General features: G+C 47.0%; 10 protein-coding genes and 1 pseudogene. 9 read left to right on the forward strand and 2 right to left on the reverse strand.

Annotated elements, in window-relative coordinates:
* The first annotated feature begins 168 nt into the window (after positions 1 to 168).
* The 8 genes from rng to L5L77_RS17730 all read left to right on the forward strand — a co-directional run bounded on the left by rng (position 169) and on the right by L5L77_RS17730 (position 13,245).
* On the forward strand, positions 169 to 1,635 hold the full coding sequence (rng, locus tag L5L77_RS17695) for a ribonuclease G (RefSeq protein ID WP_168825804.1): 1,467 nt from the start codon (positions 169 to 171) through the stop codon (positions 1,633 to 1,635).
* The gene (locus L5L77_RS17700; RefSeq protein ID WP_263223294.1) at positions 1,635 to 5,981 is read left to right on the forward strand and encodes a YhdP family protein; all 4,347 of its coding nucleotides are present in this window, start codon (positions 1,635 to 1,637) and stop codon (positions 5,979 to 5,981) included. The genes rng and L5L77_RS17700 overlap by 1 nt, the downstream gene beginning before the upstream one ends.
* Positions 5,905 to 6,735, forward strand: a complete 831-nt coding sequence (locus tag L5L77_RS17705; RefSeq protein WP_263223295.1) for a carbon-nitrogen hydrolase family protein — start codon at positions 5,905 to 5,907, stop codon at positions 6,733 to 6,735. The genes L5L77_RS17700 and L5L77_RS17705 overlap by 77 nt, the downstream gene beginning before the upstream one ends.
* A gap of 133 nt (positions 6,736 to 6,868) precedes the next feature.
* The gene (tldD, locus tag L5L77_RS17710; protein ID WP_113940074.1) at positions 6,869 to 8,317 is read left to right on the forward strand and encodes a metalloprotease TldD; all 1,449 of its coding nucleotides are present in this window, start codon (positions 6,869 to 6,871) and stop codon (positions 8,315 to 8,317) included.
* Between the two features lie 94 nt (positions 8,318 to 8,411).
* Complete coding sequence (locus L5L77_RS17715; protein ID WP_263183579.1) at positions 8,412 to 9,794, forward strand: TolC family protein; 1,383 nt, start codon at positions 8,412 to 8,414, stop codon at positions 9,792 to 9,794.
* Positions 9,784 to 10,758 (forward strand): HlyD family secretion protein, encoded by a 975-nt coding sequence (locus L5L77_RS17720; RefSeq protein ID WP_168825663.1) that lies wholly within the window; start codon positions 9,784 to 9,786, stop codon positions 10,756 to 10,758. Before L5L77_RS17715 ends, L5L77_RS17720 begins: the two co-directional genes overlap by 11 nt.
* 80 nt (positions 10,759 to 10,838) lie before the next feature.
* On the forward strand, positions 10,839 to 12,056 hold the full coding sequence (locus L5L77_RS17725) for an ABC transporter permease (protein WP_263183623.1): 1,218 nt from the start codon (positions 10,839 to 10,841) through the stop codon (positions 12,054 to 12,056).
* 1 nt (position 12,057) lies between these two features.
* The gene (locus L5L77_RS17730; protein WP_263183577.1) at positions 12,058 to 13,245 is read left to right on the forward strand and encodes an ABC transporter permease; all 1,188 of its coding nucleotides are present in this window, start codon (positions 12,058 to 12,060) and stop codon (positions 13,243 to 13,245) included.
* Between the two features lie 90 nt (positions 13,246 to 13,335).
* On the opposite strand, the gene L5L77_RS17735 is transcribed toward L5L77_RS17730, so the two are convergent.
* Positions 13,336 to 13,737: a hypothetical protein gene (locus L5L77_RS17735; RefSeq protein WP_107402714.1), complete on the reverse strand. Its 402-nt coding sequence runs from the start codon at positions 13,735 to 13,737 to the stop codon at positions 13,336 to 13,338.
* A gap of 624 nt (positions 13,738 to 14,361) precedes the next feature.
* Here L5L77_RS17735 and L5L77_RS17740 point away from each other — a divergent pair.
* On the forward strand, positions 14,362 to 15,687 hold the full coding sequence (locus L5L77_RS17740) for an APC family permease (protein WP_263148069.1): 1,326 nt from the start codon (positions 14,362 to 14,364) through the stop codon (positions 15,685 to 15,687).
* 131 nt (positions 15,688 to 15,818) lie between these two features.
* Here the strand turns inward: L5L77_RS17740 and L5L77_RS17745 are convergent.
* Positions 15,819 to 16,053: pseudogene (locus tag L5L77_RS17745) on the reverse strand (IS4 family transposase); the annotation flags it as partial.

Raw genomic sequence — 16,053 nt, forward strand, 5'->3', positions numbered from 1 at the left:
TTATTGGCGTTTAGGGCTCTGAATCGAGTACTCCAATGACGTTGACCTTGTTCCTTTATTCGGTTTTCATGCTTAGAGAGTTTGTAACTTCGATTAATTAATCTAGTTTCCCGAATGGGGTGAGTCGTGAATGCCAGTCGCTTAAATCCAAATAAAATACAGCGCAAGATGGGTTCAGAATTACTGATCAACGTAACTCCATCTGAGGCGCGCGTTGCTTTAGTTGAGCATGGTGTGCTGCAAGAGGTCCATATTGAACGCCGGATGAAACGGGGTTTAGTGGGTAATATTTACAAAGGTAAAATCAGCCGTGTGTTACCCGGTATGCAAGCCGCCTTTGTCGATATTGGCTTAGATAAAGCCGCTTTTTTACATGCGTCCGATATAGTACCGCACACTGAGTGTGTCGCCGATGTTGAGAAAGGTCATTTCGTTGTTCGTGATATCGCCGAGTTAGTCCGTCAAGGGCAAGACATTATGGTGCAAGTGGTTAAAGATCCGCTGGGCACTAAGGGCGCACGCCTAACGACCGATATCACGCTGCCTTCCCGTTATTTAGTCTTTATGCCAGGTTCTAGCCATGTTGGTGTTTCCCAGCGTATTGAACTAGAAGAAGAACGCAGTCGCCTCAAACAAATTACTTTGCCCTATGTTGATGATGACGGTGGTTTTATTATCCGCACCGCCGCCGAAGGCGTAGGGGAAGATGAGTTATCCCAAGATGCGGCATTTTTACGCCGAGTTTGGTCAAAGGTGAGTGAGCGACGTAAACGCAGTGGTGTGTCGCTCCTGTATCAAGATTTAGCCTTACCTGTGCGCATTGTGCGTGATTTTGTCGGTACTGAGCTGGACCGTATTCAAGTGGATTCTCGCCGCACTTTTGCCGAGTTGCAGTCTTTTGCGCAGGAGTTTATGCCAGAGATTGCCGATAAGATTGAGCACTATTCAGGACCTGCGCCTATTTTTGATCTCTACGATGTGGAGAATGAAATTCAACGTGCACTCGGCCGTAAAGTCGAGCTCAAGTCTGGTGGCTATTTGATCATAGATCAAACCGAAGCCATGACGACTGTGGATATCAATACCGGCGCCTTTGTGGGGCACAGGAATCTTGAAGAAACCATTTTTAATACCAACCTCGAAGCGACCCAAGCGATAGCGAGGCAGTTACGTCTGCGTAATCTCGGCGGCATCATTATTATCGATTTTATCGACATGATGACGGCGGATCATAAGGCTCGTGTTCTTAGCAGCTTAACCAGCGCTTTATCTAAGGATAGGGTGAAAACCAATGTGAGTGGTTTTTCGGGGTTAGGTCTAGTCGAAATGACCCGTAAGCGTACCCGCGAAAGTTTAGAGCATGTCGTCTGCGGCGAGTGTCCGGCCTGTCATGGCACGGGGAGCATGAAGACAGTCGAGACGGTTTCCTATGAGGTCTTTCGCGAAATAATCCGTTTAAACCGTGCCTACGATGCTGATGAGTTCCTGTTGTATTGTTCGCCTGCCGTGTATCAAAGTCTGCATACCGATGATAATCATCTTATTGCTGAACTTGAGGTTTACATAGGTAAGCGCATCCGTTTGCAAAATGAGCCTATGTACTCACAGCACAAATACGATGTGGTGATGATGTAGTGACTACGCTTTTTACTGCAAAAAAATTTAGCCGTTTTTGTTGGCAATTTCTGGCGCTTATTTTGGTCTTGTTTGCGCTTGCCGTCAGTTTGATCCGTGGCTTATTACCGCAGGTTGATGAAGTTCGCCAGCAACTGGTTAATTACGTAAAAAGCGAATATAAAGTCGATGTGCAAGTGGGGGAGTTATCCGCCCATTGGCAGGCATTTGGCCCTGCACTTAACATCGATGACTTAGTGATCCCGCCACAGGAACAACTGCCTGTGACCTTGATGATCAAGAACGTACAAGTGAAGTTAGATTTTTGGCAATCGCTGCTCACACTCACCCCGCGAATCGAAGATGTCAATTTTGAGGGTGTCCATGTCGCTTTAGACATGGATAAGCTTACTGAAAACGATCCCGCCACAATTAATAAAGCACCGCAACTTGATTGGCTCTATGCCCTATTACTCAAACAACTCGATAGATTCTCCTTAACCAATGCCACAGTGCAATTGCTGAGCATGCACCAAGAGTTTCGCCCGATCCATATCCGTCATTTGAACTGGCGCAATCATGGTGAACGTCACCGCGGTGCGGGAGAGTTGTATCTTGATAGCCATGCCTCTGAGCATGAATCTCTCGGATTACAGTTAGATATCAAGGGCGATGGTGCAAATCCTGACAGTTTGACTGGGCAGATTTATTTGGCGGCTAACTCTTTAGACTTAGGTGAATGGGCTTCACGTCAGCCTAATCCCTATGATTCTACTCAAAAGTTACCCTTAGAAGGGGTTGTCAATCTTAAGGCTTGGCTTACGTTTGCCGACCGCAGCATCAGTTCTGCTATGGTTCATTTTGAGCCGAGCTGGCTGCAATGGACATTAAAGCAAGAGCCGCAGAGATTTGAAATTCAAGCGGGCGATATTGTCTGGCAGCCAAAGGCTACGGGTTGGGAAGTGCAAAGTTCAGGACTGGATTTTGTCACCAATGGTGAGCATTGGCCGGCATTAACGCTGGCTGCGAAGCGTCAAAACGATGAATTATTTGCCTATGTGAATCAAGTTAGTACTCAGAGTCTATTGCCGCTGCTGCCGCTATTTCCTGGAGTCGATAGAGCCGTATTACGTCAATGGCATGCGTTAGCTCCCGAGGCGAATATTGGACCAATCCGCCTGTATCAAAAAGCCGACCAGCCTTTGCTCGCCAGTACCGAAGTTAAGCAGTTGCATTGGCAGAAGGTCGACGGTATTCCCAATACTCATCCTGTAGATGTGAACCTGCGCTGGCAAGATAAGACGCTGTATTTCTCTCTACCTGAACAAGTGTACACCCTCGATTTTGGTGATGAATTTTCGGCGCCATTAGTGTTCAATGGGGCGCCAATTGATGGTCAATTCGATACTGAACATCTGAGTTTAAATGTGCCTCAGTTGCAGTTTGAAAACGAAGATATCGGCGTTGATGCGGCATTGAATTTGGACTTTAGCGGTGCTGCACACATGGCGCTGGCGGCCAATATTCGTATCAACAATGTGGCTAATGCCGACAAGTATTTCCCCAATAAGGCGATGGGTGAATCACTGGCCGAGTATTTGTATACTGGGCTTAAAGCGGGTCAGACCCAAGATGCGCAAGTTGTTTGGCGTGGTCCGTTAAGTGGTTTTCCCTTCGACGATAATAGCGGCGTATTTCAGGCAGCATTTACCTTAACAGATGCCAAATTTCAGTTTCAACCCGACTGGCCTGCAGTCACAGATCTGTCCCTTAACGCTTTGTTTGAAAATACCCGCATGGATCTTTGGTTAAACCAAGGCAAGCTGATGAATGTGGATGCCACAGGGGCCCATGTATTTATTCCCGCCATTGGTGAACAGACGCTGCTAAGGATTGAAGCCGAACTTGCTACTCAAGGCAGTGCGGCGACTAAGGTGTTACAAGCCTCACCTTTGGCGAACTCAGTAGGTAAAACCTTAGATGTCGTGCAAGTGCAAGGTGCTGTCACTGGCACTTTAAACATCAGCATTCCACTGTATGAAGGTGAAGCTGAAGATATTCGTGGTCAAATCCGTTTTGATAATACGCCTGTATATATTACTCAGCCAGGGCTTCAACTTCATGGCGTGACTGGTGTAGTCGACTTTGCGAATGAAGTTGTGACAGGAAAAGGCATTAAAGCGCGCTTGTTCGAACAACCGCTTAGTTTAACTTTCGACACTCAGCCTAAAGGTAAAGATTTTGGCCTTAATCTTTCGCTGAAAAGTCGTTGGGATCTCAGCCGTCTCCCCGATGAATTGCACAATCCCTTGAGTGATTTTTATCAGGGAAAAATCAGTTGGGACGGTGCTATGACTATGCTATTTACTGAGCAAGGTTATCAAATCCAAGCCAAAGTGACTTCGGATATGCTGGGGACGCAACTGTTGCTCCCAGGATACTTTGCTAAACCCGAAAATGAACCACGACCTTTAGTCGCCGAGTTTGTTGGTGATCAAGATAATGCGACGCTCGATGTCAAGCTTGCTAGTCATGCCGAGTTTATCGGTGGTTTCGATGCCGATAAAGGCGCAAATTTTAGTTATTTTGACTTGTTATTGGGGCGTTTATTTGGTGAGAATGAAGCCAGAAATACGGAACAAGGTCATATTCAAATCGATCTCGGTAAGGCCAAATTAGCCGAATGGTTACCTGTGATTAATGCCTTTGTTGGTCAAGAGAAAATACCGAAAACGGGCATTTTAGTTGATGATATTCCACATAAAAGTTTATTTCCCGCGGTGGCGAGTATCGATTCTCATATCGGTCGGCTCGATCTTTTAGGGCAACAACTGACGGAACTTAGGCTTAATGCTAAGCCTAACGAGACGGGATGGCGTTTTAATACCGTTGCCAACGAATTTGACGGTTGGATCGATTTCTATCCAAATTGGAAAACTCAAGGTCTCAAAGTTGTGGCGAATAAATTCTATTTTTCACCTGAGGTAAAGCCGAACTCGGATGCCGATTTTGCCAGTGATCAAGTGCTCACTAACTTGCCGCCAGTTGCAGTGAATGTGGAAGATTTTCGTTTCTTCGATAAATCCTTTGGAAAGCTTGTTTTGCAGGCGAGCCCACAAGCGGCAGGATATAAGATTCAAACATTGTCTTTGACTACGCCCAATGTCAATTTGCAGGGCAGTGGCATTTGGCAGCAACAGGCTGGACAGAATAAAACTGACCTCAGTGTTGAGTTAAATGCCACTCAGTTTAGTTATCTATCTGCTCAATTGGGTATAGAGCCTGGCGTTAATGAAGCCCCCTTGAAGGTTAATGCGGACTTATCTTGGCAAGGTGCTCCCTATGCCTTCTCCCTCGAAACCTTAAATGGCAAGGTGAAATTCAACTTAGGCAAAGGCCACTTATCTCAGGTGAGTGACAAGGGCGCGCGGATTTTCTCCCTGTTCAGTTTAGATTCTTTGGTGCGTAAACTGTCGCTGGATTTCACCGATGTCTTCGGTCAGGGCATGTATTTCAATTCTTTCAATGGCAATTTGCAGATTGATAATGGCGTGGTGAAAACTACAGACACTGAAATGGATGCCATCGCGGGTAATATGAAGGTGCGTGGCTATACGGATCTCACCACTGAAAGTTTGAATTACGATATCCGCTTTGTGCCGCAGTTGGCCTCAAGTGTGCCGACTGTCGTATTGCTCAGTACCAGCGCTTGGACACTGGGTCTGGGAGCCTTTGCCCTGACAAAAGTGCTTGAGCCTGTGATTGAAGTGATTTCAGAAATTCGTTTTCGGGTGACTGGGACTATGGCTGAGCCTGTGGTCGAAGAGTTAGAGCGTAAGAGTAAAGAGATTGAAATTCCAGAATCTATTTTACCTGTAGTTGGCGTTGAGCGCCCAGCGGTGCCGACTGAAGCCGCGAGTCATAACGCCGATATCACTCAGCCGGTAGAGACTAAATCGACCGAGGCTCAATTAACAGAAGCTAAGCCAACTGAAACTAAGTTAACTGAAGCTCAGTCAACTGAAGTCAAACCAAGCAACGCTAAATCTGAGCAACAGCTTCAAGCAACACAACCAGAAGCGCTCGAGCCACAAGACGTTAAGCCTGAAGAGGCCAGATCTGAAGAATCAAAGTCAGAAGAGCTAAAGCCAGCAACAGATCAAATTAAAGTGCTCGATTTAAAGCGGGAGCAACCTCAAGCGACGCCTTCGCCTGAAGCGCCGAACACGCCTGCCACACCAGAGAATCAGCCAGCAGTAGAACCGATTAAGCAAATTCAGGGAGAGCAGAATGCACATCAGCCTGTTGCAATGTCAGAGCAGTCGCGACGTCAGCGCCAATCTGCAGTTTATCGAATCGCAGCTTAACGAACTCAAACGGGATGCCGATGCGCCCCACTTAGTCGTGTTACCCGAATGTAGTTTATTGTTTGGTGGCCACGAAAGTCAGCAACTTGCCTATGCGGGTGATGTCCATCAGAGTCCGCTCAAATCGGCGTTAAGTGCACTGGCCGCCAAGTATCGGGTGTTTATGGTCGCGGGGACTATTCCGGCGTTGGCTGAGGATGGTCGTGTCTATAGTCGCAGTTATCTGTTTGATGATAAAGGTGATACTTTAGGGTATTACGATAAACTGCACCTTTTTGATGTGGATGTTGCCGATGGTACAAAACAATATCGCGAGAGCGAAACCTTCTGCCCTGGTGATCACATTAGTGTTATCGATACACCTTTTGGCAAAATTGGCTTAACCATCTGTTATGATTTACGCTTTCCTGACTTGTTTAGGGCGATGCGCCTTGCGGGGGCCGAGATTATTACTGTCCCTTCTGCCTTCACCAAGGTGACGGGTGAAGCCCATTGGCAGGTATTGTTACAGGCAAGAGCGATTGAAACCCAATGCGTTATTCTTGCTGCAGCTCAGTGGGGACAGCATAACGAAGGTAGCCGCGAAACCTGGGGGCAGAGCATGATAGTCGGTCCTTGGGGGAATATTTTGGCTGAACTCAAAACCGGTACGGGTTGGGTACAGGCTGAGGTCGACTTAACCGAACTGCACAGTATTCGCAGTAAAATGCCCGTCATGCAGCATAATCGTTTCCTTGAACCAAGCTTGAAATAATGTGCCAGTAGCCAGCAGACGAGTTGAAATGCTGAATTTGCGCTTGAGTCGATACGCAGCATTAACACATAGAATTAGTACACCGAATTTACACTCAGAATATCAAGATCCCTTGGGGTCAAAGAGAGCATAGATGCCATTTTTAGCACAAGTAGAGCAAAGTTTATTGAAGAATGGGTTAGCGCTAGATGGCCTGCAAACCTATCTAAACACCATACATCAGCACAAAATCGATTATTCCGATCTCTATTTTCAAGGTAGTCGCCACGAATCTTGGGTGCTGGAAGACGGCATCATCAAAGACGGTAGTTTCCATATTGAACGCGGTGTGGGTGTGCGGGCCATCAGCGGTGAGAAAACGGGTTTTGCCTATGCAGATGATATCACTCCTGCCGCCTTAAGCGCTGCAGTACAGGCTGCCCGTGGCATTGCTAGTGCGGGTGAGCAGACTCAGGTACAAGCCTTTAAACGTCAAAAAGCATTGGCGTTATACGACAGCTTAGATCCGATTGCGGCGATGGAAGAAGTCAAAAAAATCAACCTGCTGAAAGAAGCCGATGCGTTTATTCGCAGTCTAGATAGCCGGATTATTCAAGTGGTGGTTAGCCTTGCTGGTGTGCACGAAGAAATCCTCGTTGCTGCGAGTGATGGCACTCTGGCGGCCGATATCCGTCCTCTGGTGCGTTTTAACTGTAGCGTGATTTTGGAAGAAAACGGTAAACGTGAACGTGGTGGCGCTGGTGGTGGTGGTCGTCATGACTACGGCGTGTTAATGGCAAGCGATGACACAGGTTTACCTATGTGTTTCGCCTTTGCCCGCGAAGCCGTGCGTCAAGCGCAAGTTAACCTTAACGCCATCGATGCACCAGCGGGTGAAATGCCAGTGGTGTTAGGTAATGGCTGGCCCGGTGTATTGCTCCACGAAGCGGTTGGACATGGTTTAGAAGGCGACTTTAACCGTAAGGGCAGCAGTGCCTTTAGCGGCAAGGTTGGTCAGCAAGTTGCGTCTAAGTTAGTGACTGTGGTCGACGATGGCACCTTGCCTAATCGTCGTGGTTCACTCAGCATCGACGATGAAGGTGTACAAACCCAAAGAACCGTATTGATTGAAGACGGTATTTTAAAGGGTTACATCCAAGACAAACTCAATGCTCGCTTAATGGGTGTTGCGCCAACGGGTAACGGTCGCCGCGAATCCTACGCGCATTTGCCTATGCCACGTATGACCAATACTTATATGACGGCCGGTGAGTCAGATCCCAGTGAGATTATTAAGTCAGTGAAGAAGGGTATTTACGCCCCTAACTTTGGCGGTGGTCAAGTTGATATCACTTCGGGTAAGTTTGTGTTCTCAGCATCCGAAGCCTATTTGATTGAAAATGGTGAAGTTACTCAAGCCATTAAGGGTGCTACTTTAATCGGTAATGGCCCTGAGGCTATGAGCCAGATTTCTATGGTCGGTAACGATATGGCTTTAGATCAAGGTGTGGGCGTTTGTGGTAAAGATGGTCAAAGTGTGCCTGTGGGTGTGGGTCAACCGACCCTAAAACTCGATAAGCTCACCGTGGGCGGAACAGCATAAAACCTAGAACCTTACGTCTATGGGTTCTAGTCGCTACCCACCATGAATGTTATCATTCGCAAAGGAAATTAGAGTAACTACTCTAGAGGTGTTAATGAAACTATCACGTGTGGTCTGGCTGTGCCTATTATCATTGCCTTCGGCTGGCTATGCTCAGCCGATTAGCTTTACTGATGCTTGGCAGCAAGTGCTGAAGGTGAGCGACAAGTTGCAAGCGCAATCCCAGGAAGTTAACCGCGCTAAGGGTGAAGAAGAGGCGGGCGAGAGCTTAAATTTCCCCTCATTAGACATTCGCGGTAATTATATTCATTTGGATAAACCGATTGAGTTTGATCTGAAAGAATTAAATTCTGTGATTTCTATCCCGCCATCGCTTGGGGGCATTATTGCGGGTATTCCGCCGCTGCCCTTAAGTGAACAAGATATTTTTAGCGCCAGCTTACAGGCAATGTGGCCGATTTATACGGGCGGACAGATCACTGCGGCTCAAGGTATACACGCGGCTATGGTGGCCGAGAAGCAACAAGAATTACAATTGGCAACGCGTGATTTATTTACCTTGCTGGTGGATAGATATTACGCTGTCGATGTGACGTTGGCATTGGTGAATACTCAGACTGATCTGGTGGGTTCGTTAGCTAAGCATGTTGATCATGCTTTAGCACTAGAGCGAGAAGGGCAAATTGCTAAGGTCGAGCGCCTCAATGCGCAGGTTGCCCTAGACAATGCTAAAGTCAATTTAGGCAGTGCTCGTCGGCAACACGAAATGGCAGTGATCGCGCTGGCACGTATGCTACAGCAAAGTCAGGTGAGCACAAATTCTCCCTTATTTGTACTGCCACAGGCTCCTTCATTCGCTCAACTCAGCCAAATTACCCTGAGCCAACATCCGGCGCTCAAATTGCTCGAAGCGAAAGAAACGCAAGCGAACGGTTTAATAGCGTTGGAAAAAGGTAAATACCATCCAACGGTTTTCCTCTTCGGTAACTACACCTTGTATGAAGAAGACACACTCTTGACGAGCATCACACCTGACTGGATGGTTGGGGTTGGGGTCAATGTGCCACTGATCAGCCGCGATGGCCGTAGCGGTAAGGTCGAAGCGGCGAAAAGTGCACTCTTACAAGCTCGTTATACCAAGGCACAAACTAAACAAGACTTGAGCCTGCTGGTGGATCAAAGCTATCGCCAATTATTACAGGCCGAGGAAGAAGTGACGGCGCTCGATACTTCGCTCGAACTTGCTATTGAAAACCTGCGCCTGCGTGACATCGCCTTTAATCAAGGGCTTTCAACTTCTATCGACAGAGTCGATGCGGAGCTGAAACTAAGCGCGGTGAAAACTCAGCAATTGGCTGCCCGTTATCGTTATGTGCAAGCCTATGCCAGATTAATGGCCATTAGTGGTCAACTAGATGAATTTATCGGTCGTACCACAGCCCCTACCCAAGTGCAGGAGACAAACAATGCGCGCTAACAGAATACTTGCCCTTGTGGCGTTGGTCGCATTAGGCCTTATCTTAGCCTATGGACTCAAGCTCGCTTATAGCCCGCAGCCGAGTTTGTTGCAGGGCCAGATTGAAGCCCGTGAGTACAATGTTTCGTCCAAGGTGCCAGGCAGAGTCGAGCAAGTGCTCGTGCGCCGCGGTGATAGTGTGGCCCAAGGGGATTTATTATTCGCGATTCGCAGTCCTGAGCTAGATGCAAAGTTAATGCAGGCCGAAGGTGGTCGTGATGCCGCTAAGGCGATGCAGCTTGAAGCCAACAACGGTGCTCGCAGCCAAGAAGTGATGGCAGCCAAGGAGCAATGGCTCAAGGCGCAGGCGGCGGCAACGCTCGCTAAAACCACCTATACCCGAGTCGAAAACTTATTTAACGAAGGTGTGGCGGCAAGACAAAAACGCGATGAAGCCTTTACCCAATGGCAAGCGGCAAAATACACAGAACAAGCTGCCTTAGCCATGTATCAAATGGCAGAAGAAGGCGCGCGGACGGAAACCAAAGTGGCTGCTGCAGGTAATGCCCGTAAGGCTGAAGGTGCAGTGAAAGAAGTTAGCGCCATTATGGAAGATAGCCAAATGCGCGCACCTAAATCGGGTGAGATCAGCGACGTGCTGTTACAGGCGGGTGAATTGGCACCCAGTGGTTTTCCGATTGTCAGTTTGATTGATATGCAGGATGCTTGGGCCGTGTTCCAAGTGCGAGAAGACCAACTTAAACGTTTCAAAAAAGGTCAAAAAATTCAATTAACGATTCCGGCACTCGGGCAGGATGTGGATTTTACTGTGTCCCATATCAGTGTGATGGGTGAGTTTGCCACTTGGCGTTCGACTGAAAGTGGCCATGATTTTGATATGCGAACCTTTGAAGTGGAATTGCGTCCAAACCAGCCGATTACCGATCTGCGTGTTGGCATGTCTGTGCTGCTGCGAAGTGAGTAAAAGTCGTGACTGAACGTGCGCCTCACGCCAACGCGGCGGACAAGATTAAGGGCGAATCACTGCCATCGAGCATAAGCCTTATGGCGTTGCTCACAGCGTTAGTTCGCCGTGAGCTGCGCGCCCTATGGCATGACCCTTGGCAGTTAGCGCTGATAAGTTATATTCCACTACTGGGGATTTTATGCTTATGGTGGTTATTCAGTGCAGGTCTGCCAAGGCAACTGCCCGTGGCGATTGTCGACCAAGATCATAGTCAATTGAGCCGCATGTTGACCCGTCAGCTTAAGGCAAACCCGGTTACCGATCCGCAAAGTTTTACCGACTTATCCTCGGCGATAAGCGCGATGCAACAGGCGAAAGTCTACGCTATTGTGGTTTTTCCCTATGATATGAAAAAGGATTTACTTACAGGCCATAAGCCTACAATTGATGTGCGCTACAACAGTCAATTTTTGCTGGTGGGTAAGTTACTCTCAAGCCAAATTCAGCTGAGTTTAGGCGACGGATTACAGCAAGTGGCGGGTTTAAAGCAGCTCGCAAATGGTACACCGAAATCCCAAGTCGCAGTGAATTTAAGCCCAGTCAAAAGCCAAACAACAGCCCTGTTTAACCGAAATAACAATTACATAGGTTTCTTAGTACCGCCAGTGCTGATTGCGCTGTGGCAGTTGTTATCTATGTTAGTGATGGCAAACAGTTTAAATCGAGAGCTGCATTTAGCGCCTACCACTCATGCCGATGGCATGTCGAATCTCTTAACTGAACATTTTTGGCCTAAGGTGTGGGCGAAAATGGTGCTGTTTACGCCGATATTGATGCTGCAGGGCGGCTTTATTTTAGCTTGGCTGTATTTGTATCTTGCTCTGCCGATGGCGGGGAGTTTAGCCCTATTATTGCTCGCGCAATTAGTCATGTTATTGGCAGTCTGGAGCTTAGTGTTATTAATATTTGTAGTGATGCGTGACAGTGCGCGGGTCATCAGCTTTTGTACCGCTTTATTTGCGCCAGCGTTTGCTTTTATGGGCATTACTTTTCCGACTCACGAAATGCCGCAATTAGCCCAGTGGTGGCGACTTATCATGCCATCGAGCCATTATATTGAGTCCCATGTTAGTATCGTGAGTTATGGCGCTACTTGGCCAAGTGTAGCTAGCCAAATCACCAGTTATTGGGGCTTTATCTGTCTGATACCTTTGATATATTTCCTGTCGCGTAAATTACTGCCTACCACAGTTAACACCAATGCTGCAGTGACGGTTTATGACTCGGACGCAGCTATATCTGCGAAGGGGCAATAGGATGAATTTATCCAATAGCGAACACGCAAACACACCACGTCAGCTCAGTCTGTGGCGACTGATCCTCACTGAGTTTAAGGCCATTATTAGCGATAAAGCGATCGCAGTGACCTTATTTGGCGGTGTACTGTTTTATTCGGTTTTGTATCCTTTGCCCTATCTGAATCAAGTGCCGACCGAGCAACAACTGATCGTGGTGGACTTAGATCATTCTTCCCTAAGCCGTCAATTGATCCGTCATGCCGATGCCAGCGCAAAAATTCAAGTCATAGGCCAAGTTGGTTCGATTACCGAGGCGAAGCGTTTTATTGAGACGCGTAAGGCCCACGGCTTACTTGTGATCCCTGAAGGATTCCGCCGCGATTTATTGCTCGGTAAAGGTGTGACGCTAAGCTATGGCGGTGATGCTAGTTACTTTTTGATTTATTCCGCGGTTGTTGAAGGCTTAGTTAGCGCTGGAATGGATGCGGGTAAACAAGTGCAATTGATTGGCATGCTTGCTCAAGGACAAAATCCTAAGCAGGCCCAAGAGAGTTTAAACTCGCTTTATCTTAACAGTGTGCCAGCCTTTAACCAGAGCCTAGGTTATACGCCCTATGTAGTACCTGGACTGTTCTTGCTGATTTTGCACCAAACCTTACTCATAGGTACTGGCATTTTAGGGGCTGGGCAATGGCGGCATAAAGGGTATTGGCAGCAGGTGTCACCGGTGCAATTAGTCTGTGGTCGTATTCTTGCTTTCATGTTGATTTATATCTTCTTTACCAGCTTTTATGTGGGCTATTGTTATCACTGGTATAACGTGAGTATTCAAGCGAGCCTTGGTTTAGTTGCGCTGTGGTTATTGCCGTTTTTACTGGCTACCGCCGCCGTAGGTGTTGCCATGAGCACCTTGTTCACCCGCCGCGATTTACCCACCCAAGTGCTACTGCTGATCTCTATGCCTATTTTATTTGTGTCAGGTTTTGTGTGGCCGATAGCGTTGATCCCAGAACCTTTAGTACTCGGCTCACAGTTTATTCCCGCGGTACCCGCGATTATGGGCATGCTAGAACTCAATCAAATGGGCGCAAGTTGGGCGAGTGTGATACCAAAATGGCTGCAACTATGGGGCTTATTTGCGGTCTTTTTCGGCCTAGCGATGTTGGGGATTAAGCGCAGAGTGAGATTGTTGGCTGAAGCTAATTAGCTTTGATGGACTCGCGGGACAGAGTATCTCGCGAGTGTTTACTGGGCTTGAACTTTACAGGGGCTGTTTAGGTACTTCTGTAATTAATCTTTAGAAGTAAAGACTTTCTACAATTTTACCATCGACGAGCATATCGCACTTATCGCCTGAGCTCGACTTAGTCGCTTGAATGACGCCGGCAATCGCGCCAAATGCGCCACCTTGGCTGCTGAGCACTGAACCGAAATAGCATTGGCTAGAAATTTTGAAATCCTTGTATTTACCGCTCAAATTTTGAGTCGGAGTATAAGGCGGGAAAGTGCCTTTCATAACAGAATCGCCATTCACTGAGAGTGAAATGTTTTTGCGTTCTGTATCAAAACTGCCACCAAAAACTAAGTTAACACCCTCGATTTCAACGGTTTTTTCTTGAGCGATAATAGGTGGTTTTGCGGCGCAGGCGGCGAGAAAACAGCTGCCAATGGTCAGAGAGACTAAAGTAATTTTACGCATTTCATCTTCCTTTTGATGCGATAAAACAAATGAAGCGGTTGCTTCGCAAATTAAACTGCCCCTGTTTAATTTTTGCCGGAAGATTATATCTATATCTGCCTTATTTCCAATAACAAATTTAAAACAAGTGAAAAAATTATTCAGTATTGAGCTTGTCCTTCGGCATGTCATCAGCCTTACTGTCATATTCTAGTAGCGTGTCTTAGTGTTCAAACTGCTTTAAGCCATCTTTATCCTTGTCTATTCTATTCCGTTAATTTAACGCTCATCGTGCAGATAGCCATCAAACGGCCCTTATTGGGTTGTCTTCTTGTTGGTTTTGGGGGAGAATGCGCGCCGAAAAAATAACCGAGATACTCAGTATCTCGGTTATTTTTTATTTATGGCGTATGTGTTTTAAAACAATTGAGGCCGGTAAACATCCGGAAATGATATGAGGTTCAGTTGAACCTATTTTACTGAGGAAAGACCAATGGGGCTGTTGTGTACCGGATTGTCGGTAGTTGTTGTAAATCAAGTCGTTGCGTTAGCCATTAAACCGAGAGTGCAGACGGTTAGCCGCAAGCAAAAACTAATTGCAGATGCGTGCTTAGGTGTTCAACCCTGTACAATGGGGGTGTGCTGATGAGCCAACAAAATCCGGGTTTGAAGCAGACCCTCAACTTATGGCAAGTGGTGGTGATGGGGCTTGCTTATCTCACGCCGATGGCCGTTTTTGATACCTTTGGTATTGTTTCCGAGATCACCTCTGGCCATGTGGCTACGTCTTATCTATTCGCATTGGCGGGGATTTTATTTACCGCGTTTAGTTACGGTCATTTGGTACGTAAATATCCCTATGCGGGTTCAGCCTACACTTATGCTCAAAAAACCTTTAGCCCGAATGTTGGTTTTATGGTGGGTTGGTCATCGCTGCTGGACTATATGTTTATGCCAATGATCAATATGTTGCTCGCAAAAATCTATTTAACCGCCATGTTTCCCAGCGTCGAACCTTGGATCTTTATTTTCGCTCTTGTGACCATAATGACCTTGCTTAATCTCAAGGGGATTGATCTCGTCGCGAACTTTAATGGGGTGATAGTGTTTGCACAGATCGCTATTATTGTGGTGTTCATTGGTCTAATGGCCTATAGCATTTCCCTCGGTGAAGGCGAAGGTGTCGTTGCGAGTGTGCGACCATTTTATGCCGATAATATGGCGATGGCGCCATTATTCACAGGGGCGACGATTCTGTGTTTCTCCTTCCTCGGCTTTGACGGGTTAAGTTCACTGACTGAAGAAACTAAAGATGCTCAACGTGTTATTCCTCGCGCGATTGTGTTGACGGCTTTACTCGGTGGCGTGATTTTTGTTGGCGTGTCTTATTTTTTGCAGCTCTATTTCCCCGATATTTCCCGCTTTCAACAGCTTGATGCGGTATTGCCTGAAATTGCACTCTATGTGGGTGGTAATCTATTCCAGTCCATCGTATTAGTCGCGACCACTGTTGCTGTATTGGCATCCGGTATGGCTGCCCATGCTGGGGTTGCACGGATTTTATATGTGATGGGGCGGGATAATATGTTGCCACGTAAAGGGTTTGCTTATATCCATCCTAGATGGCGAACCCCTGCATTTAATGTCTTGTTGGTGGGTGCGCTTGCGCTGTCTGCCGTTTCATTTGATTTGGAAATGGCGCTAGCCTTAGTGAATTTTGGCGCTTTAGTCGCTTTTACCTTCGTAAACTTAGCCGTGATTGTGCAGTTTTACCTAAGGGATCGACGTAATAAATCTTTTAGAGACCACTTACAATACTTAGTCTTGCCATTGTGTGGCGCGGGTACTATTGGTGTACTTTGGGTGAACTTAGAACCACAATCATTAGAGCTGGGGCTCATTTGGGCGGCAGTGGGAGCGATGTATTTGGCTTTACGGAGTTTCCGTTTACGCCGTGCAGTAGAGCTATAAAATTAGTGAGTGTCATGGCTCATAGATGCACAGCTATAACTAAAGATGTGTAGTAGATCTAGGGCTGTGGGTTGTAATTCTCGAATAAAATCCTCCAATAAAAAGACCCGCATTCGCGTAATGCCGTTCACTTAAGAGTGAACGGCATTTTTCTTTGGTCTAACCGGGAACTTGTTTTTGCTCATTTTAAGAACTCGTGGATATGCCCTTTCCCGTTTACCATCCAGCTTAAATTGCCGTGCATTTCGTTCTATATCCAATACGTCTCTCGGGACATTCCCCGGTGTTTGTGATGACAGTTGTGTCAACTTGAAGATGATATAACTCGCCGCATCTCGAAAACTCAGTTGATTGGGGTGGACCGAT

This window comes from Shewanella sp. SM29 (assembly GCF_025654245.1).
Taxonomy (GTDB): domain Bacteria; phylum Pseudomonadota; class Gammaproteobacteria; order Enterobacterales; family Shewanellaceae; genus Shewanella; species Shewanella oncorhynchi.